Annotated in this window: 12 protein-coding genes; 4 read left to right on the top strand and 8 right to left on the bottom strand. The window is 73.9% G+C overall.

The genetic code is table 11. The features are described 5' to 3' along the window. Positions 1-55 precede the first annotated feature (55 nt). On the bottom strand, positions 56-1231 hold the full coding sequence (locus ACFWRO_RS03320) for a S8 family serine peptidase (protein ID WP_384503832.1): 1176 nt from the start codon (positions 1229-1231) through the stop codon (positions 56-58). 224 nt (positions 1232-1455) lie between these two features. Here ACFWRO_RS03320 and ACFWRO_RS03315 point away from each other — a divergent pair, with 224 nt between their 5' ends. The 4 genes from ACFWRO_RS03315 to ACFWRO_RS03300 all read left to right on the top strand — a co-directional run bounded on the left by ACFWRO_RS03315 (position 1456) and on the right by ACFWRO_RS03300 (position 12131). Then, on the top strand, positions 1456-4839 hold the full coding sequence (locus ACFWRO_RS03315) for a right-handed parallel beta-helix repeat-containing protein (protein ID WP_384503830.1): 3384 nt from the start codon (positions 1456-1458) through the stop codon (positions 4837-4839). After that, entirely contained in the window at positions 4836-7532 is a 2697-nt protein-coding gene (locus tag ACFWRO_RS03310) for a hypothetical protein (RefSeq protein WP_384503828.1), read from the top strand. Before ACFWRO_RS03315 ends, ACFWRO_RS03310 begins: the two co-directional genes overlap by 4 nt. Positions 7533-7590: 58 nt before the next feature. Next, positions 7591-9147, top strand: coding sequence for a hypothetical protein (locus tag ACFWRO_RS03305; protein ID WP_384503826.1), 1557 nt, complete (start codon positions 7591-7593; stop codon positions 9145-9147). Positions 9148-9335: 188 nt separating this feature from the next. Then, a complete protein-coding gene (locus ACFWRO_RS03300) occupies positions 9336-12131 on the top strand; it encodes an AAA family ATPase (RefSeq protein ID WP_384503824.1) in 2796 nt (931 codons plus the stop codon). Positions 12132-12144: 13 nt separating this feature from the next. Here ACFWRO_RS03300 and ACFWRO_RS03295 read toward each other — a convergent pair whose 3' ends face one another. From ACFWRO_RS03295 to ACFWRO_RS03265, 7 genes are read right to left on the bottom strand one after another with little or no spacing between them, the layout of a single operon-like run. Continuing rightward, positions 12145-12897, bottom strand: coding sequence for an SDR family NAD(P)-dependent oxidoreductase (locus ACFWRO_RS03295; protein WP_384503822.1), 753 nt, complete (start codon positions 12895-12897; stop codon positions 12145-12147). A gap of 12 nt (positions 12898-12909) precedes the next feature. Next, the gene (locus ACFWRO_RS03290; protein ID WP_384503820.1) at positions 12910-14112 is read right to left on the bottom strand and encodes an acyl-CoA dehydrogenase family protein; all 1203 of its coding nucleotides are present in this window, start codon (positions 14110-14112) and stop codon (positions 12910-12912) included. 11 nt (positions 14113-14123) lie between these two features. Continuing rightward, positions 14124-15074, bottom strand: coding sequence for a 2-hydroxyacid dehydrogenase (locus ACFWRO_RS03285; RefSeq protein ID WP_384503818.1), 951 nt, complete (start codon positions 15072-15074; stop codon positions 14124-14126). A gap of 54 nt (positions 15075-15128) precedes the next feature. Further along, positions 15129-16049, bottom strand: coding sequence for a carbohydrate ABC transporter permease (locus tag ACFWRO_RS03280; protein ID WP_384503816.1), 921 nt, complete (start codon positions 16047-16049; stop codon positions 15129-15131). Beyond that, positions 16046-17374 carry an ABC transporter permease subunit gene (locus ACFWRO_RS03275; protein WP_384503814.1) on the bottom strand — a complete coding sequence of 443 codons (1329 nt, stop codon included), beginning with the start codon at positions 17372-17374 and terminating at the stop codon, positions 16046-16048. The genes ACFWRO_RS03280 and ACFWRO_RS03275 overlap by 4 nt, the downstream gene beginning before the upstream one ends. Positions 17375-17387: 13 nt before the next feature. Continuing rightward, positions 17388-18722: an ABC transporter substrate-binding protein gene (locus tag ACFWRO_RS03270; RefSeq protein ID WP_384503812.1), complete on the bottom strand. Its 1335-nt coding sequence runs from the start codon at positions 18720-18722 to the stop codon at positions 17388-17390. Positions 18723-18760: 38 nt separating this feature from the next. After that, complete coding sequence (locus tag ACFWRO_RS03265) at positions 18761-20437, bottom strand: glycoside hydrolase family 13 protein (protein WP_384503810.1); 1677 nt, start codon at positions 20435-20437, stop codon at positions 18761-18763. Positions 20438-20523 lie beyond the last annotated feature (86 nt).

The raw sequence follows: 20523 nt of genomic DNA, 5'->3' as shown, positions 1-20523 counted from the left end.
GCGGGGGCCCGGCGGACAGGAGCCGGGCCCCGGGGGCCAGCCGAGCGGCTTTCGCTCAGCCGGCCCGCCAGCCGCGCGCCCGCGCCTTGGGCAGCAGCCAGCCGAGGGCGCCGAGGATCAGGACCAGGGACACGCCGCCGGTCGCGATGAGCATGCTGCGCGAGCGGGCGCCCCCGTCGTCGTGCGGCACCGGAAGGGTGACCGGAGCGCCCTCCCCCAGGGCCGCCGCGGAGTCCGCCGGCAGCACACCCGAGACGGCCGCGTAGGGGTCCAGGCGCGGCACGGTGGCGGTGTACGAGCCGCCGAGCAGCCGGGTACGGGTGTGGTCGGCGCCGATGCCGGGCTCGTACGAGCGGACCAGGGCGGCGGCGCCCGCGGCGAAGCCCACCGCGAGGGAGGAGCCGGAGCCGGTGAAGGAGCCCTCGCCGCCCGGGCCCACGCTGACGACCCGGTCCCCCGGAGCCCCGAGGTCGGCCCGGAGCGGGACGACGGCGTTCTGGGGGCGGGAGCCGTCGGCGCCGAAGTCCAGGACGGAGAGCACGCCGGGCTCGGCGGCCGGCCAGTAGTCCCGGGGCTTGACGGCTTCGGAGCCGCCCTGGTTCGGCGGCTTGTCCGGCGCGGCGGGCGCCACGACGAGGACGTCGGAGCTCCGGGCCAGCTTCACTGCGGCGGTCAGCTGGGCGTTGCGGGCGGGGAAGGCGTAGGGGACGGCGATGACCTCGGCCCCGCCGCGCACGGCGGCCTCGATCCCCCGCGCCACCGTGGCCGCTGTGGCCGCGCCCCGCAATGTGGTGGCCCGGACGGCGAGGATCCGCGCCTCCGGGGCCACGCCTGTGAAGCCGGAGCCCTCGCGCGGCGCGGCGGCGATCAGCCCGGCGACGAAACTGCCGTGGCCCACACAGTCCTGGCCGCTCCCGGCCCCGACCGGGGTGACCCGGCCGCGGAGGGCGGGGACCCCGGTGCCGACCCCGGTGCCGACCACGGCGACCGTGACCCCCTGGCCGCGGGTCATGCGCCACACCCGGTCCAGGCCGAGCATGTCCTGGGTCCACGGCGGCTTCTCGGCCCGCTTGGCGGAGGCCGGGCGGCAGGGCGCGCGGTCCGCCAGGGTCTGCACCACCACCGGCAGGGTCTCGTCCGCGGACCCGGCGGCCGCGCCGGGGCCGGCCGCGGCGGCGACCAGAGCCATCGCGGACATCAGGGGGGCCGCGCCCCGTCGCATCGCTCTCATGGACGCAGCGTAGAAGCGCCGTACCTCAACAGGTGTCTCCGCACGCGGAGTTCGGCATCCCTGTGGTCCGTAGCGGCGAAATCTACGTCATCGGCCCGGCGCCCTACGTCGCGTGAACCAGTCATTGTTCGGTGGTGCCGTCCCCCGGCCCCCGGCAGCCTGTGAGCCTGCGCGACACGCCGCGCGCACCGCCGCATCACCGCACCATCAGGGGAGGCACCGCCGTGGTTCGCCAGGTACTCACCGTCGATCACAACGGCTCCGGCGAGTACCGGACCATCAAGGAGGCCCTCGCCCACGCCCGCACGGGCGCGGTGATCAGCGTGCAGCCCGGCCGGTACGTGGAGAACCTCCTGGTGACCACGCAGGTCACCATCGTCGCCGACGGCCCCAAGGGGAGCGTGGAGATCACCCCGCGCCGCGACACCGCGATCACCCTGGCCGCCGAGGCGGTGATGCTCACCGACCTGCTGCTGCGCGGCGGGGAGAGCGACGTGCCCGTGGTGCACGCCGCACGGGGCCAACTGGCCATGCGGGACTGCGAGGTGGTCGGCAAGGGCTGGACGGCCGTGTCGGCCTCCGACTCCGGCTCGCTCGCGCTGCGGAACTGCCGGATCACCAACCCGGACGGGGCGGGGATCGTGGTGACCTCGGCCCAGCCGAGCGCGGTGGAGGACTCCGTCATCGAGCACCTGGGGACCTCGGCCGTCGTGGTCGTGGACCAGGGCCGGATCAGCGTGCGCGGCTGCCGGCTGCGCGACGCGCGGGGCAACGGGATCCTCGCCAACGGCGAGGCCCGCGGCTCCGTCGAGGACTGCGAGATCTCCTCGACGGACAAGCCGGCCGTGGCACTTGAGGGTTCCAGCAGCGTCACCGTGCAGGACGTCACCGTCACCGGCGTGACCGTCGGCGTCTATGTGACGAGCAATTCCCGCACCGTCCTGGAGAACGTCCAGGTGACCGACACCACCGGTCACGGCATGGTCGTCGCCTCGGGCGCGGACCCCGTGATGCGCCGCTGCGGCACCGCCGACACCCGGGGCAGCGGCCTGCTCGTCACCGGCAAGTCCCGTGGCACGTACGAGGACTGTGTCTTCCGTACCTCGGCGCAGGCTGCCGTACGCGTCGCCGAGTCCAGCGGCCCGGTCCTGACCGGTACGACCGTCCGGGACACCGAGGGCGTCGCCGTGCTCCTCGTGGACGAGTCGGTCGCGGAGATCGACCGGCTCGACGTCCTCGACGCCGGCGGCCACGGCGTCTCGGTGCGTTCGGGGGCCAACCCGCTGCTGCGCCGGGTGCGCGTCAACGGCACGAAGGGGTACGGGATCGAGGTCGCCGAGGACGGCCGGGGCAGGCTCGAACACTGCGAGGTCGAGAACACCGGTTCGGCGGCCCTGCGCATCGAGGGGCACGGCAACCCGCACGTCGGCAACAGCACCATCCGCGGCTCGAAGCAGGCCGGGGTGTCGGTGGGCTCCCTCGGCCGGGGCTCGCTGCGGGACTGCGAGATCAGCGGGACGGGCACCGAGGGCGTGTCCGTGGAGGACGGCGGCGAGCTCTCCATGACCCGGGTGACCGTCAAGGAGGCCGGCGCCCACGGCATCCTCGTCGCGGCCGGCGCGCGGGCCGCCCTCAACTCCTGCGGGTTCGCCGACAGTACGGGCGACGGCATCCGCGTCGACAGCGCCGAACAGGTCACGATCGCGGGCTGCTCGGTCCGCACCAACCGGGGCGCCGGGCTGCGGCATTCACGACCGGGCACCCGGCTCTCGGTGGACGGCCTGGTGAGCACGGGCAACGGCGCCGCGGACATCTGGGAGGGCGCCCCGAAGCAGGAGGCCCCCGCGGCCGCCGCCAACGGGGGCGCGGCGGAGTCCGCCCCGGGCGGCGCGGCCCCGGAGCCGCCGAAGGGACCGCTCGGCGAACTGGACGCCCTGGTCGGCCTCGAAGGCGTCAAGCACCAGGTCAGTACGCTCATCAACCTCAACCGGCTTGCCCAGCAGCGCGCCAGCCTGGGGATGCCCGCCCCGCCCATGAGCCGCCACCTCGTCTTCGCGGGCCCGCCCGGCACCGGCAAGACCACCGTGGCCCGGCTGTACGGCAGCATCCTCGCCGAGCTCGGTTCGCTCCCCTCGGGCCACATCGTGGAGGTCTCCCGCGCCGATCTGGTGGCCCAGATCATCGGCGGTACGGCCATCAAGACCACCGAGACCTTCGAACGGGCCCTGGGTGGCGTCCTGTTCATCGACGAGGCGTACACCCTGCTCTCCGACAGCAAGGGCTCGGGGGCGGACTTCGGCCAGGAGGCCATCGACACCCTGGTCAAGCTCATGGAGGACCACCGCGACGAGGTCGTCGTGATCGTCGCCGGCTACTCCAAGGAGATGCAGGCCTTCCTCTCCGCCAACCCCGGACTCGCCTCCCGGTTCACCCGGTCCATCGAGTTCATCAACTACACCGTCGACGAACTCGTCACCATCGTCGAGAACATGTGCGCCGCCCACGGCTACCAGCTGGCGCCGACCGCGCGCGAGGCGCTCGCCCTGCACTTCACCCGGATGCCCCGGGACGCGAGCTTCGGCAACGGCCGTGCCGCGCGCAAGGTGTTCGAGGAGATGGTGGACCGGCAGGCGTACCGGCTCTCGTCCCGCGCCGAGATCAGCCAGTCCGACCTGGCGGAGCTCGTCGCGGAGGACGTCGGCGAGGAGGAGGCGGCCGTGATCAGCTCGGGCGGCGAGGAGCGGCCCGCGGACTCGGAGGTACTGGCCCGCCTCAACGACATGATCGGCCTTTCCGCCGTGAAGGCGGAGGTCGGGGGCATGGTCGACCTCCTGGAGGCGACCCTGCAGCGGAAGGCCGCCGGGCTCGCCGCGCCCAGGATCAGCCACCACCTCGTCTTCGCAGGACCTCCCGGCACCGGCAAGACCACCGTCGCCCGGCTCTACGCCGACCTGCTGTGCTCCTTCGGGGTGCTGCCCCGGGGCCAGCTCGTCGAAGTGGCCCGCGCCGACCTCGTCGGCCGCTACATCGGTCACACGGCGCAGCTCACCCGCGAGGCCTTCGAACGCGCCCTGGGCGGCGTGCTCTTCATCGACGAGGCCTACACCCTCACGCCGCTCGACTCCCCGTCCGACTTCGGGCGTGAGGCGGTGGACACCCTGCTCAAGCTGATGGAGGACCACCGCGACGAGGTGGTCGTCATCGTCGCCGGCTACACCGGCGAGATGGGCCGCTTCCTGGACTCCAACCCCGGTCTGGCGTCCCGCTTCTCACGGCACGTCACCTTCGAGGACTACACGAACGACGAACTGGTGACCATCGCCGACCGGCACACGCTCGAACTCGGCTACCAGTGCGCCCCCGACACCCTGGAGGCGCTGCGCCTGCTCTTCGAGGCGACACCGCGCGGCAAGTCCTTCGGCAACGCGCGCCTGGCCCGCCAGATCGTGGAGACCATGATGACCCGCCAGGCCGGCCGGCTGAGGGGCGTCGCAGAGCCCAGCCTGGAGGCCCTGAGCCAACTGCTGCCCGACGACCTGCCGGGCGCCCCCGTCGTACGCGGCGAGCAGCGGAAGGTCCTCCAGCCCGAAGGGGGTGCCCGCTCATGAGCCTGTGGCAGAGCTTCCTGGGCCGACGCGGGGCGGCCGGCGGCGGCCGGAACGCCCCGGCGGGCGGCGACCGGAACCAGCCCGAGGGCGCCGCCGGCGTCTACCTCTTCCACGCCACGCAGCACGCCCCCCAGCACCTGACCGACGCCGCCCACTGGCTGACGCCCGTGGCCCCGGACCAGGTGGTGTTCCTGGTGGACAGCGGGGTCGAGGACACCGCCTCGCTCCTCGACCAGTTCACCCCCATCCTGGCCGCCGCGGTGGGCCACCGGGTCGGCCGCGTGGCGCTCGTCATGGCCGACGGCGCCGACTCCGGCATCGCCCAGCGGATCACCGAGGCCTGGCCTGTCGAGGTGCTCGCCTGCCACGGCGTCCCCGTCGTCGGCCCCGGCGGCACGCTCTTCACCCACCACGGCTGGCTGCGCTTCGCCCCCGGCCGTGCCCCCGAGACCGTGGGCCGCCGCTACCCGGCGCCCGTCTGGCAGGCGGCGTTCTCCCGGCTCGCCGCCGACACGGCCGAGGGGCACCGCATCGACCACATCCCGGCCGGGATCATCCTGCGCCCCGACCGGTACGCGGCGCCCCCGGTGCCCGCGCTCGCGCACACCGTGCCGATGGAGCCGACCAGCGCGGTCCTGCTCGTCGGCGGTCCCGGCGCCGTCGGTACCTCCGCCGAGGCCGTCGCCAGCGTGCTCGCCGCCCTGCCGGACCGGATCCGCCGGGCGACCCGGCTGATCCCCTGGTCCGGGGACCTGCTGCCGCTGGCCAAGGAGGTCGCCCACCTGCTCGACACCGAGGTGGAAGTCTCGGGGGGACTGCCGCTGCTGCTCGACGCGGCGGACGGCGAGGCACCCGAGTCGCGGACCCTGCTCGTCTCCTCCGAGGGGGACCCGACCTGGCACTCGTACGTCGAATCGGTCGTCTACGGACCCCAGGACGGCCCGGGCGGACGCCTCAAGCGCTGGCGGCCACCGCTGCCCGGTCTCGCCCCGGGGCCGCACGACGGTACGTACCGCCTCTCCGACGACTGGCAGGTGACGGTGACCCGCGCGGGGCTTTGGGTGGGCCCCACCGGCCAGGACACGCGCGCGTGGGAGCGCCCGGTGGAGGCCGAGGTCCTGGCCATCGACGTCGGACTGCCCGGCGTCGCCACGGACGACTCGCTGCTGCCCGCGCTCGACGGCATGCTCGCCAGGCTGGAGACCTCGGGCCGTGAGCGGGCCATGCTCCAGGTCCACGCGGAGTGCACCGCCGACCAGTTGACGCAACTGCGCCGGATCACGGTCCGGCACGGCATCGGCCTGGCTCGCCGCGGCTGGCTGCCCGGGGTGGGCTCGAACGCGTACCTGCCGGGCCACGCCCCGGCGACGGTGGTCGCCGAGCCGCCCCAGCAGCAGGAACAACCCGCGGCCACGGTCGCCTCGGCGCCCGCCTCCCTGATGTCCTCGACGGCCCCTTCGCTGGACCCGGCCGAGCCCGAGCCCGCCGCTGCCCCCGCCCCCGAGGCGGTGAGTCCGGAGACCACGCAGGTCCTGGCCCTGCCGCAGGTCGGCATCGCCGGGGGGCCGGGCGCGGCCGCCTCCGCGAGCGCCCTGCCGGGCTGGCTGACCTCCGGCACGCCGATCCGCACGGAGGAGCCCGCCGCCCAGCCGGCGGAGACAGGAGCGGCTCCCGCACCCGCTACGGCTCCGGCTCCGGCTCCGGCCGCAGCTCAGGTGACAGCCGAGGCGGAGCCCGCCCCGGCACCGGAGCGCGTACCGGAGACGGCACCGGAACCGGCGCCGGAAGTCGCACCCGAACCGGCTGCCGCGGCGCCGACTCCCCCGCCACCTATCGCACCCGCGCCCGAGCCCGAGCACGCACCGCCTCCCCCGCCGCCGACCGCACCCGAACCCGCGTCCGTACTGGCTCCCCCGCCGCCCGCACCCGCGTCGATCCTGCCCGCTCCGGCGCCGGCGGGCGGCGGCTCGACCGACCTCCGCACCATGCTCGGCCCGGCGTGGGAGCGGCACCACCAGGCCGTGGTCCGCGCGCTGACCCGGCTGCCGTCCGTACGCAGCCGTGCAGACGACACCATGCGGGCCGACCTCGTCGCCCTGCACCTCCACCTCACGGGCGAGTCGGCCGTCCTGCCGGAAGCCCGGCGTCGGGAGGCCATCAACGCGGGACTGCGCCGACTCCCCTCGTACCGTGGGCCCGCGCTGCGCAGCACCGGCCCGGGCGCCGGGGCGGAGGATCCCGTACCGGGTATGGAGCTGAGCTTCGACGCTCCCATCAGCGCGCTCGCCGCCGACCGGGCGCTGCCCGGGGGCAGCGGCGACCGGTACGTGATCTGGTCGGCGACCGCGCGCCGGATCAGGCCGCTGCTCGACGACGCGGCGGCGGGCGCCGACACGGTCGAGGAGGTCGTGTTCGGCGCGGGGACCCGGCTGCGCGTGATCGGCGTACGGGACGGCCTGGCCGGCGGCCGGCTGATCCTGCTCCGGGAGATGCCCGACTCCGCTCCGCCGGCCGTACCCGGCGAACTCGACCCCCAGGACGCGCTGTTCCAGGAGCGGCTGGTCACCTGGCTCGCGGACGCCGAACCGCGGTGGGACGAGTCGGCCGTCTGGCCCGAGCGCTGTGTCGGCCGGCTGACGGAGCGGCCCGGTGCGCGGCCCCCGGCAGTGGGTCCCGCACCTGCCCTGTCCTGAAGGGCAGGCCCGACATCCATCGACAGAGGAGATTCCCGTGTCACAAGAGGAACGGACCATGAGCCAGGGCCCTCCGGGCGCCCGGCCCGAGGGCGCGGAGCGGCCGAGGATACGGCAGGCGGTGGCCCTGCACGGCGCCACCGCGTCGGAACGGACCTCCTCCGGTCCGGTGTTCGTCTCGCAGCCGACCGCCGCCGAACCCGCGGCCGAGCAGGAGCAGGCACCCTCGCGCCAGGCCAGGCGCGCCCTCCGGCGCGCCCGGTCCGCCGAGCGGGCCACGGAGCGGGCCACGGCCACTCAGCGGCCCCGCCCCGCGCTCCGCGCGGTGCCGTCGACCGCGCCGGCCGCACAGGCCGCATCGACGACGACGGCGGCCGAGCGGCCCGACGAGGGCGGTTCCGCCCCCACGGGCACGGCGGCGGCCGCTCCCACGGCGACGCCCCCGCGCGCCGCGGCGAACACCTCCTCGCCGCCGACGCGCAGGGCCGCGAGCGGGAGCGGCGGCCAGGGTGGGCGTCCGCTGATGGCCGCCGCGGCCATCGCGGGAGCCGTACTGGTCTCCGTACCGCTGGTGGTGAGCCAGAACTCCGACTCCGAGAAGGCGACGCACGCGATCGGCGACGTCACCACCTCCGCCTCCGTCCCCGTCGCGCTGCTCGGGGAGCAGGGCGGTGCCACCTGGCCCAGCACGCAGGGCGGTACGGACCAGCAGGTCCGGGAGCACTCGGAACGGCTCCAGCAGCCTCCGGCGAACCAGCCGTCCAAGTCCACTCCCGGCAAGCCTGATCCGGTGGTGGACACCTCCGCCTACAAGCCGCCGGTGATCACGCCCGCCGACGAGAAGGCGATGGCGGCGGGCCGCAAGGCGCCCGACGGCCTGCCGACCGGGCCGCGCGGGGCGCTCCCGCCCGTCCGGACGACCGACAAGCCCGGCACCACGACCCCGGACGCGGACCCGAACACGGACACGGACACGGACACGGACCGGACGGTCAAGCCCCCCAGGACGGTCCTGGCGGTCTCGAACACCACGGACGACGACCCGAAGCCGAACACCGGGGTGCAGCGCACCCTTCTCGCCGACTCGGACTCGGACTCCGACTCCCGTTCGGATTCCGGGTCCAGGACGACGACCAAGCCGGCCCCCGCTCCGGCTCCCAAGCCGGTGAAGGCAGCCGCTCCGAAGCCGGTGAAGGCGGCCGCTCCGGCCCCGGCCCGGACCCAGGCGCCCGCCAAGCCCCGTACCCCGGCCGTACGCTCCACGCCGACGGCGCAGGAGGGGCAGACCAAGGTCCTGCACGGCACCTACGTGATCGGGCGCGGCCAGTCGGTCACCACCAACCGCATCTCGCTGACGATGCAGCAGAACGGCAATCTGGTCATCCTCGACAGCAACGGCCGGGCCCGCTGGTCCTCGGGCACGTCCGGCCAGGGTGACCGGGCGGTGTTCCAGGGCGACGGCAACTTCACCGTGCTCGCGGCCGACGGCAGGACCGTGTGGTCCTCCCGTACGGACGGGAACCCGGGGGCCCAGATGGTCCTGCAGGCCGACGGCAACGTCACGATCCAGGCCGCCGACGGCCGGTTCCTCTGGGGTAGCGGCACCCAGTACTGACCTAGAGAGAGGCACCCAAGAGGCCTCCGCCCGGCAGCAGTCGCCGAGCGGGGGCCTCGCCGCTGCCCGGCCGGGCACGCCTCCTGCACGAAGAGGCGGAGAGCGCTCTCAGACGCGTGAATCCCCTGGTGCCGCGTGCTGTGCTGAAGGTCGTACCGAAGAGCACGCGACACCAGGGGGCGAACACGATGGAGTCCGCAGAGACGAGGACCCCCCGGCAACTGATGGGCAGGGAGCGGGAGTCGGCCCGACTGGACGCACTCGCGCACGGGCTGACCCACGAGGACGCCGGCCAGGTGCTGACGCTGCACGGCCGCCCCGGCATGGGCAGGACCGCTCTTCTCGACCACTGCGCGACCGGGGCCCGGGCCGCCGGGGCCCTGGTGCTCCGGGCGGCGGGCGTGCGCACCGAGGCGTCCTTGCCGTACGCGGCCCTGCACCAGGTCCTCTGCTCCGTCCAGGACGACCTGGACGGGCTTCCCGAGGCGCAGCGCACGACGCTCCGTACCGCCCTCGACACCGGCGACACCTCCGGCGCCGACGTCTTCCGGCTCTCCGCGGCGGTCCTCGCCCTGCTGCGGCACGCGGCCCAGGAGCGGCCCGTCCTGCTGGTGCTCGACGACCTCCACTGGTTCGACGCCGAGAGCCACGCGGTGTTCGGCTTCCTCGCCCGCCGGCTGACCGGTACGCGGATCTCGCTGGTCGCCGCCACCGTTGACGACTCCCGCCCCTTCCTCGACGACGCGCCGAGCGCCGCGTGCCCCGTGGGCCCGCTGTCCCCGACCGCCGCGGCAGCGCTGCTCGACGCGCGGCACCCCGCCCTGGCCGCCGAGCCACGGCGCAGGATCGTCGAGGCCGCCGGCGGCAGCCCGCTGGCGCTCGTGGAACTGCCCGGGGCGCTCTCCGAGGCGCAGCGGGCGGGCCGCGAGCCGCTGCCCGCCGCCCTGCCCCTCGGCGAGCCCCTCCGCAGGGTGTACGGGCCCCAGGTGGAGGATCTTCCCGACCCGGTACGGGAGTTGCTCCTGCTGGCGGCCCTTGAGGCGCACGGCAGTACGCGTACGGTGTGGGCCGCCTACCGCCACGGCTGGGAGGCCGCGGGCGAGGCGCTGGTGGCCGCCGAGAACGCGGGCGTCCTGCGGATCGCCGGGGAGCGGGGGCGGCTCGTGTTCACCGAGCCCCTGCTGCGCGCCGCGGTGGTCGCGACCGCGGCGCCCGACCGGCTGCGGGCCGCGCACCGGGCGCTGGCCTCCGTGCTCGACCATGAACCGGCCGAGCAGGTACGGCACTTGGTGGCCTCGGCCGTGGGGCTCGATCCCGAGGTGGCGGACGCACTTGCGGCCGGTGCGGCCCGCGCGGCTCGGCACGGCCTTGAGCAGCTGGCCCTCACGGCGCGCGGCCGGGCGGCCGACCTGTGTGAAAGCTCCGCCGAGCGCGCCGAGTTGCTGGCGCTGGCCGCCCACAGTGCCGGGCGCACGGGGCGGTTCACGCTCGCGACGGAGCTGCTTGGAGGGGCCTCGGCGGGGGCGGCGCGGCCGGAGGGCCCGGCGTTCGCCCTCGCGCAGGCGCAGTTGCTGGCCGAACGGGACGGCGACAGCCGGGCCTCCCTCCAGCTGCTCCTGGGTGCCTTCGACTCGTGCGGGGACGCGCCGGGCCCCGACTCGGGCCCTCGTGGCGCCTGGCGCGACGAACTCCTCACCCGGCTCTTCTCCCTCGCCGTGGTCTCGGGGGACGCGGAGCAGTGGCACGCGATCGCCTCCCGGCTGAGTACGGGACCTTCCTGGGCCCGGCTCGTCAAGGAGTTGTCCGCGCCGCTCACCGAGGGGGTCCCGAGGTCCCCGGCGCCGCTGGACGCGGCCGTCAAGGACCTGCCCCCGCACGCCGGCGGCGCCGAGGTCCTGCGGCTCGCCCACCTCGCGCTCGCCCTCGACGGACTCGGCCCGCTCCAGGACCGGTTGCGGAAGGTGGTGGAAGCGAGCGAGGAGGGCGGTGCCGTCGTCGACTGCGCCGACGGACTCGGCGTCCTGGGCCTCGACCTCCTCCTCGGCGGCCTGCGGGAGGCCGCCGAGGAGGCGACCTCGCGGATGCTGCGCCTCGCCGAGGAGCACGGACTCGTCCTCACGGCCCGCCGCGCCAAGGCGCAGTCGGCGCTGATCGCGGCGGCCCACGGCGACGCGGGGACGGCGCGGACGCTGATCCGCGAGCTGACTGCGGTGAACGGTCTCTCAGGGCTCACGTCCCTGATGGTTCATCAGGCGAGCGCCTGGGCGGCCCTTTCCGAGGGCGCGTACGCCGAGGCCTACGCGCACGCCCTGCGGGCCTCGGGGGCGGCGGCGGACAGCGCCGCCCTGTCGCCGCTGCAACCCTGGGTGTTCCTGACCCTGGTGGAGTCGGCCGTACTGACCGGCAGGGCCAACGAAGGGCAGATGCACCTGGCGGCGGCCCAGGCCGCGGGCCTACCCCACCGCTCGGCCCGGCACCTCGTCCTCTTCGCGGGCGCGCGGGCCCTGCTCGCCCCGCCGCAGCAGGCGGAGTCGCTCTTCGAGGCGTCGGTGGGCGCCTCGGAGCGGGAGCTGCACCCCTTCGCCTTCACCCGCCTGCGCCTGGCCTTCGACCGCAGGCGCCGCACGCCGGGCGGTGCCGGCAGCGTCGTACCGCAGGCCGAAGTGCGCGCCACCCCCACGGTCCGGGCGGTCATCCCCCGGCCGCAGCGCGACCACGAGCGGGCGGCGGTGCCCCCGCTGCTGCCGGTGCCCGCGGGTCCGGCCGACAACCCGGCCGACCTCACCCGGCAGGAGCTCCAGATCGGCCGCCTCGCGGCATCGGGCCTGTCCAACAAGGAGATAGGCCGCCGGCTCTACCTCTCGCCGCGCACGGTGAGCACCCACCTGTACAACCTCTTCCCCAAGCTCGGCATCACCTCCCGGGCCTCGCTCTACCAGAAGCTCTCGGAGCTGGGCTACCAGGAGGAGACCCGGCCGGCCTAGAGGCTGTACGAGATCAGCGCATGTGGGTGCCGCCGTTGATGTCGAAGGTGGCGCCGGTGACGTACCCGCCGTCCTCGCTCACCAGGTAGGCGACGAGGCCGGCCACCTCGGACGGGCTGCCCATGCGGCCGACGGGGATGTTCCGTACCGCCTCGGCGACCGCCGACGCTCCGAGTTCTGTCACCGCGGGTGTTTCGACGGCCGCCGGGGCGACCGCGTTCACGGTCACGCCGTGCGGCGCCAGCTCCCGGGCGAACACCTTGGTCAGCACGAGGACGCCCGCCTTGGCGGCGGAGTAGTGGGGGCCGGCCAGGGTGCCGCCCTGCTGGCCCGCGAGCGAGGCGAGGTTGACCACGCGGCCCCATCCGGCGCTACGCATCGCGGGCGCGCACAGCCGGGTCAGGGCGAGGACGCTGCGCAGATTGGTCGCCATCACGGCGTCCCACTCGTCAAGGTCGATGTCCCACACCGAACCGGGGGCGGTGCGGGCGGCGTTGTTGACCAGGATCTCGGGTGCCTGCCACCTCCCGGAGACCTCGTCCAGCGCGGCCGCGACCGCGTCGGTGTCGTCCACATCCACCAGGAGCGGCAGCGCGGTGCCGCCCGTGTCGGGGTCGAGCGAGCCGGCCAGTTCCGTCACGGCGTCTCCGTCGCGGTCGAGGAGCGCCAGGCGGTGGCCGAGGCCGTGCAGCCGGGTGGCGATCGCGGCGCCGATGCCGCGTCCCGCACCGGTGACCAGGGCAACGCGAGTGGGGGTTGTGGTCATGGTCGGCTCCACTCAGATGGCCGGGTTCGGCGGAAGCGGGGCACCGAGGAGCGCTCGGCCGTAGATCTCCTTGCTGGTCTGCAGACTCAGCGCGGCGTGCCGGGACGCCGTCTCGATGTCGCGCCAGGCCCGTTGCAGCTCCGAGCCGTCCGCGAAGCTGCCCGCGCCCGCGGTGTCGAGCAGCAGGCTCACGGCCTCCCGGGAGCAGCGCATGGCGTGGGCGGCGTCCATGCGCAGCCGCGCCCGCTCGGTGAGTTCGGGGCGGCGGCCCGCGCGGCCGTGCGTGTCGACCTCGTCGGCGGCGCGGCGCAGGTGCAGGCGTGCGGTGTCGATCAGCGTCGCGGCGTCGGCGACGTTGAGCTGATGGGCGGGGGCCTCCGCGACCAGGTGGTGCAGCGGGGAGACGGCCCGCTTGCCCCGGGCCGCGGCGGTCAGCACCCGCTCCAGGGCGCCCGCCGCGATGCCGACCGCCGTGGCCACGAGGGGCAGGTTGATGGAGAGGTGGAAGGTAATCCGCGGCTCGTCGGGGTGGCGTCGCCGGTAGACGCCGTCCGCCATGTCCGTGAGGGAGAGCGTGCGGGAGTCGGGCACGTACACCTCCTCCGCGACGGCCGTGTCGCTCCCGGTGCCGCGCATGCCTGCCATGTGCCAGATGTCGTCGACGGTCAGCGCGGAGGTGGGGACCACGGCCATGCCGCGCTGCGGCTCTCCGTCCGCTCCCGGCCACGAGAAGCCGAGCAGGGTCCAGGCCGCATGGTGAATGCCCGACACCCAGGGCCAACTGCCGCTCAGCGTCCAGCCGTCGCCCTCGCGCCGCGCCGTTCCCGAGGGGTTGGCGGTGCCGCAAACGATGTTGTCCGGGCCGTCCTGCCACAGGGCCTTGCGCTCGGGGTGGTCCAGCTGGGAGGCGAAGAGAGCACCCCCGTACGCGATGCCCACGGTCCAGGAGCTCGCGGCGCACCCCCGCGCCAGCTCCTCGCACACGTCCACCGCCGTACGGACGCCGGCGCCCCGGCCTCCGTACTCCTCGGGCGTGCCGAGCCTGAGGAGTCCGGCGCGGCGCAGGGCGGTCACGGCCGTGTCGGTGAGCCGACGCCGCTCCTCCGTACGGGGCGCCTCGGCGGCGAGGAGCGGGACGAGTGAGCGGGCGGTCTCCACCGGGGAGTCGGCGCCGGTTGCCTGCGCGGTGTCGGGGGCTGCGGGGCCCATGGTCATGCCCGCCCTTCTCAGTAGACGACGATGTTGTCCAGCTCCTCGTCCGCGGCGAAACGCTCCAGCTGCCGGCGGATGAGGGCTTCGAGGCGGGGCCACATGGTGGTGGTGAGCGCGCCGGCGTGCGGGGTGATCAGGACGCCCGGCGTGGACCAGAGCGGATGGCCGGCCGGCAGCGGCTCGGGGTCGGTGACGTCGAGCGCGGCCCGCAGCCGGCCGTCGCGCAGCCGCGCGAGCAGGGCGGCCGTGTCGACGACCGCTCCTCTGGCCACGTTCACAAGCAGCGCGCCGTCCCGCGCCCGGGCCAGCAGCTCGGCGTCGACCAGGTGGTGGGTCTCGGCGGTCAGCGCGGTCGTCAGCACCACGACGTCGGCGCCCGCGATGAGCCGGGGCAGCAGGCCGACGCGGTGCACCGGCCCGCGCGGGCTGTCCCGGTCCGTGCGCGCGACACGGGTCACCGCGCAGCCGAAAGGGGTGAGGAGTTCGTCCAGGGCGGAGCCGACCGCCCCGTACCCCACGATGAGTACCGAACGCCCGTACAGCGACGCCGACGCCTCGGGCCGCCAGGCCTCGCGCCCCTGGGCGCCGGTGAACTCCGGTATCCGGCGCAGGGACGCGAGGATGAGCGTCAGCGCCAGCTCCGCCGTGCTGCGGGCGTGCACGCCCTGGGCGTTGCACAGGGTGACCCGGCCCGGCAGCCGGCGAAGCCGCGTCCCCAGCCCGTCGGTCCCCGAGCTGAGGGCCTGGACGGCCTTGAGGCGCGTCATGCGGTCCAGCGGCCTGCTGATGACGCCGATGTCCTGGACGAGGGGAGGTACGTAGAACTCCACGGCGGCCGGATCCGACGGGAACGGCGAACGCCCGTCCCAGTGGGCGTAGCGCAGTCCGGCGGGCAGGCCGGTGAGAGAGGTCAACTCCGCGGGGAGCCAGACCTGTCGGGAGTCCGAGGGTGCGCCGAGGGGCACCGCGGTCAGCCTTCCGTTCGGGGCCAAGAGGGACTACGCGCTCATCCTGGCCCACTACTTCACCGAGCCGGCCATCACCCCCTGGACGAAGTGCTTCTGGAAGGCGAAGAACACCACGAGCGGAACGACGAGCGACAGGAAGGCGCCCGGCGCCAGGACGCCGATGTTGCTGCCGAACTGCCTCATCTGGGACTGCAGCGCCACGGTCAGCGGCTGCGACTCGCTGTCGGCGAAGAGCAGCGCCACGAGCATGTCGTTCCACACCCAGAGGAACTGGAAGATCGCCAGGCTCGCGATGGCGGGCCTGCCGAGCGGCAGGATCAGGCGCAGGAAGATCCGCCACTCGCTGCCGCCGTCGAGCCGCGCCGCCTCCAGCATCTCCTTCGGGATCTCCGCGAAGTAGTTCCGCAGCAGGAAGACGGCGAAGGGCAGGCCGTACGCCACGTGGAAGAGGATCACGCCCGCGACGGTGCCGAACAGCCCGACCGCGCCGAAGAGTTTGGCCACCGGCAGCAGGCCGATCTGCACCGGCACCACCAGCAGGCCGACGACCACGAGGAAGACGGCGTCCCGGCCGGGGAAGCTCAGCCAGGCGAAGGCGTATCCCGCGAGGGCCGCGATGCCGACGACGAGCACCGTCGTCGGCACGGCTATCAGGACCGTGTTCCAGAAGGCCTGGACGAGACCGGAATCCTCGAAGAGGGCACGGTAGTTGTCGACCGACAGCTGCGCGGGGTCGACCAGCGAGGTCCACCAGCCGTTCGAGGCGTTGTCCTGCTCCGAGCGCATGGAGGAGAGGAAGAGCCCGGCGAGCGGGGTGATCCAGACGAGGGCGACGAGGACCAGGAGGGCCTGGACCACGGTGCTGCTCAGCCAACGGGTCGGACCGGTACGGCTCTTCGTGCCGCCGTGGCTCTCCGTACGGCTACGGCTCTTCACGCCGGTGCGGCTGCTCGTTCCGGTGTGGCTGCTCATGATCCGCCCTTCCGGAAGCGCCGGATGTTGATGATCATCGCCGGGACGACGAGGGCGAGGAGCAGCACGCTGAGCGCGCTGCCGAGTCCCTGGTCGTTGCCCCCGCCGAAGGAGACCAGCCACATGCGCGTGGCGAGCACGTTGGCCTCCTCCTGCACGGGGCCGGGGGCGATGATGTAGACGAGGTCGAAGACCTTCATGACGTTGATGACGAGGGTCACGAAGACGACGGTGAGGACGGGGGCGAGCAGCGGGACCGTGATCTTGCGGAAGATCTGGCCCTCGGTCGCGCCGTCCACGCGGGCCGCTTCCAGGGCGTCGCGCGGGATGGCCGCGAGCCCGGCCCCGATCAGGACCATCGAGAACCCGGTCCAGACCCACAGGTAGGCGCCGATGATGGCCGGTGTGACCAGCGTCGGGCCGAGCCAGTCGACGCCGGCGTACCCGGCGGCGAAGTTGGACGCGGGGACCCGCAGCGTATAGGCGTCGTCGTCGAGTCCGGTGAAGGTGAACGAGCCGTTGTCGCCGGTCTCCTGGGAGGCGACGACCGTGCCCGCGCGCACCACCTCGACCGTCACGCCGGGAAGGCCGTTCTCCTTCGGGTCGATCTGGCCCTGCCGGCCGCCCGCTCCCGGTGTGAAGTCCAGGTACACGGCGCCCGACAGGCTCCCCGCCGAAGCCTCCGGCATCCGCGCGGGCACCGCACCCTTGGGTACGGCCTCCGGCGCGATGCCGACGAAGGGCAGGGTGATGTCGTCGCCGGGCCTGACCTCGACGGTCGTGTAGCCCTCGCCGGGGCTGCCGCTCAGCCCCTTGCCCTCACGCGCGCGTGCCGTCGGGTACGCGGAGGGTTCGTCGATCGCGTCGTGGACGCCGACGATCGCCGCGTTGAGCACGCCCCGGTCGGGGTTCTGCTCGTAGGCGAGGCGGAAGATGATGCCCGCGGCGAGGAAGGACACGGCCATGGGGAGGAAGAGCACGAGCTTGAACGCGGTGGCCCACCGCACCTTCTCGGTGAGGACGGCGAGGACGAGCCCGAGCCCGGTGAGGAGCACGGGCGCGACGACGACCCAGATCGCGCTGTTGCGGACGGCCTTGAGCGTGGCCGGGTCCTGGAACATCTCCAGGTAGTTGTCGGCGCCGACGAACCGGTCGCCGGTCGCGTCGAAGAGGCTGCGCCCGATCGAGAACACGACGGGGTAGACGACCAGGGCCCCGAGGAGCAGCAGGGCCGGGAGGACGAAGAGCGCGCCGAGGAGGCGCCTTCTGCGCAGGGCACGGCGCCGCGGGTTGTCCGCGGCGCCTGCCTTCGGGGTGTGGGCCATGACGGTGGCGGCCTCAGTTCCCGTACGCCTTGGCCGCCTCGGCCTCCAGGGCCGCCGCGGTCGCCTTCGGGTTCGACGGGTCCCGCAGGAAGTCCTGGAGCAGCTTCCACTCGCCGGCGCCCTTGGTGCCGCCGAAGGCAGCGGGGGCCTGGTCGGACATGTCGAAGCGCACCGAGTCGCCCGCGGCGACGAGCGAGGCGGCGGTCGCCCGCGTGGTCGCGTCGCCGTAGGCCTCGGGCTTGACGTTCTTGTTCGGGGAGAGGAAGCCGCCGGCCCCGGCCCACACCTCGGCCGCCTCCGGGGTGGCGAGGAACTCGAGGAGCTTCATGCCGACGTCGGCGTTCTTGGCGTCCTTCAGGACCACCGCCGCGTCGCCGCCGCTGACCACGGGCGCGGTGCCCGCGCCGACCGCCGGGAACGGGAAGAACTTGGCGTCCTCGCCGAGCTTCTTGCCGAACTCGTCCTTGGCGACGCCGCCGACGAAGTCGCCTTCGTAGACCATGCCGGCCTCGGGCTGCGGGCCGAAGACCTTCTCCACGGAGCCCGGGAAGTCGGTCTGCAGGGCACCCTGGGCTCCGCCGGCCACGAGCTGCTTGTCCTTGAAGACCTCGGCGAGCGTCGTGAGGGCCGCGACGACGCTCTCGTCCGTCCACTTGATCTTGTGCTGGGCGAGCTGGTCGTACTTCTCCGGTCCGGCCTGGGAGAGGTAGACGTTCTCGAACCAGTCGGTGAGCGTCCAGCCGTCCTCGCCGGCGACCGCGAAGGCGGGCCGGCCGGAGTCGGCGAGCGTCCGTCCGGCGGTGAGGAGCTCCGCCCAGCTCTTCGGCTCGTTCACGCCGGCCTGGGACAGCGCCTCGGGGGCGTACCAGATGGTGGATTTGTGGGCGGCCTTGAAGTACAGCCCGTAGTACTTCCCGTCGACCGTGCCGTAGTTCTTCCAGACGGGGGCGAGGCCCGCGGTGGCGGTCTCCGTGGTCTTCGGGGACAGGGCCGTGAGCCAGCCCTCCTTGGCGAACTGCTGGAGCACGCCGACCTGCGGCACGAGCACGACGTCGGGGGCGTTGCCGCCCTCGATCTTGCTCCCCACGAAGGTGGAGACGTTGTCGCCGGAGGGTACGAAGACGGTCTTGGCGCCGGTCTTGGCGCTGAACGCGTCGAGCACCTTCTTGAAGTTCTTCTGCTCGCTGCCGGTCCAGACTCCGGCGACCGTGACCGTCTTGCCGCTGAGTTCACCGCCGCCGGAGGCGGGTTCGGCGTTCCCGCCGCAGGCGGTGGCGGTGAGCGCGAGGGCCAGCACCGTGGAGGCGGTGGCGGTGGTACGGAGGGATATGGCGGCGGATCGTCTCATGACGGTCCTTCCTTCCTTGGGGAGAGGGGCCGAGCAGGTCAGGAGGTGGGGATGTCGGTGGACCACCAGGCGGCGGTCGCGCCGGGGAGTTCGCCGGGCGGGCAGGGTCCGCTCGCGAGGAGCGGCGTACCGGACACCGGGGCGGGGACGGTCTCGGAACCGAAGTTCACGGCGCAGACCAGGCCGTCACCGCGTGCCATGGCGAGGACCTGGGGCGGCGCCTCCAGCCAGCGCAGCTCCCCCTCGCCCAACTGGGGCAGGCCGCGCCGCAGTTGGAGTCCGTCGCGGTAGAGGTGCCAGAAGGAGCGGGTGTCGGCGAGGGCGCGGTCGGTGGCGTACTCGGCGAACCACTCCGGCTGCGGCAGCCAGGGGCGCACATCGGCCGCGCCTTCGCTGAACCCGAACGGGGACGCCTGGCCCGACCAGGGAAGAGGGACGCGGCAGCCGTCCCGGATCCGCGCGCGGCTGCCCGTGCGGTGGAAGATCGGGTCCGTCAGGACGTCGTCGGGCAGGTCGAGCACCTCGGGCAGTCCGAGTTCCTCGCCCTGGTAGACGTACGCGGCGCCCGGCAGCGCCAGCATGAGGAGCGCCGCCGCGCGGGCCCGCGCGGAGCCCACGTGCTCGGCGCCGGGGCCGCCCGCGTACCGGGTGACGGTGCGGACCTGGTCGTGGTTGTTGAGGACCCAGGTGACCGTGGACCCCGTACCCGCGATGTCGCGGAGGGCCTCGTCGATGACGGCCCGGAAGGCGTTGGCGTCCCAGGGGGCGCTGAGCAGGTCGAAGAAGAACGCCTGGTGCAGCTCGTCCGGCCGTACGTACTGGGCGTGTTCGCGCGCGGTCGGCACGGACACCTCGCCCACGAGGAGCCGCTCGATGCCGTCGCGCGCGGTGTACTCCTCGCACACGGACCGCCAGCGGCGCCACACGTCGTGGACCTCGGGCTGGTTCCAGGCCAGCGGGTTGACCGAGTCACGGGTGCGCTCGTCGGCCGTCGGGTCGTCGGAGTCAGGGAGTTCGGGGTGCTTGAACAGGCCGGCGGCCACGTCGATGCGGAAGCCGTCCACTCCGCGGTCCAGCCAGAAGCGCAGCACCTGCTCGAAGTGGTCGCCCACGCGGGGGTCGCGCCAGTTGAGGTCCGGCTGTTCCGGGGTGAACAGGTGGAGGTACCACTCGCCGGGGGTGCCGTCCGGTTCGGTGACACGGCTCCAGGCGGGGCCGCCGAACATGGCGTGCCAGTTGTTCGGGGGCAGGTCGCCGTTGGGTCCGCGGCCCGGGGCGAAGTGGAACCGTGACCGGGCCCGGCTGCCCGGCCCTGCGGCCAGCGCCTCCCGGAACCAGCGGTGCTCGGTGGAGCAGTGGTTGGGAACGATGTCGATCAGCAGCTTGAGCCCGAGCCGATGGGCCTGGGTCACCACGCGCTCGAACTCGGCGAGGTCGCCGTACACGGGGTCGACGTCCTGGTAGTCGGCGACGTCGTACCCGTGATCGTGCTGGGGCGAGGGGTAGAACGGGCTCAGCCAGACGCCGTCGACGCCGAGCTTCCTGAGGTACGGAAGTCCGGCGCGGACGCCGGCGAGATCTCCGACGCCGTCCCCCGTGCTGTCGAGGAAGCTGCGTACGTAGACCTGGTAGATCACCGCGTCCCGCCACCAGGGGGTGGCTGCGGAGCGGGGGTGGGAAGGGCGGCCGGCATCGGCCGCAAGAGTGCTGAGCATCTCGCGTCGACCTGTCTGCAGTGAAGGCGAGAGCACCCGAAAGGGCCTCTGCTATGCATTCATGTTAAGTATCAGTGACGGCATGA

This window comes from Streptomyces sp. NPDC058579 (genome assembly GCF_042718575.1).
Lineage (GTDB): Bacteria > Actinomycetota > Actinomycetes > Streptomycetales > Streptomycetaceae > Streptomyces.
This window is presented reverse-complemented; position numbering and strand designations above follow the sequence as displayed.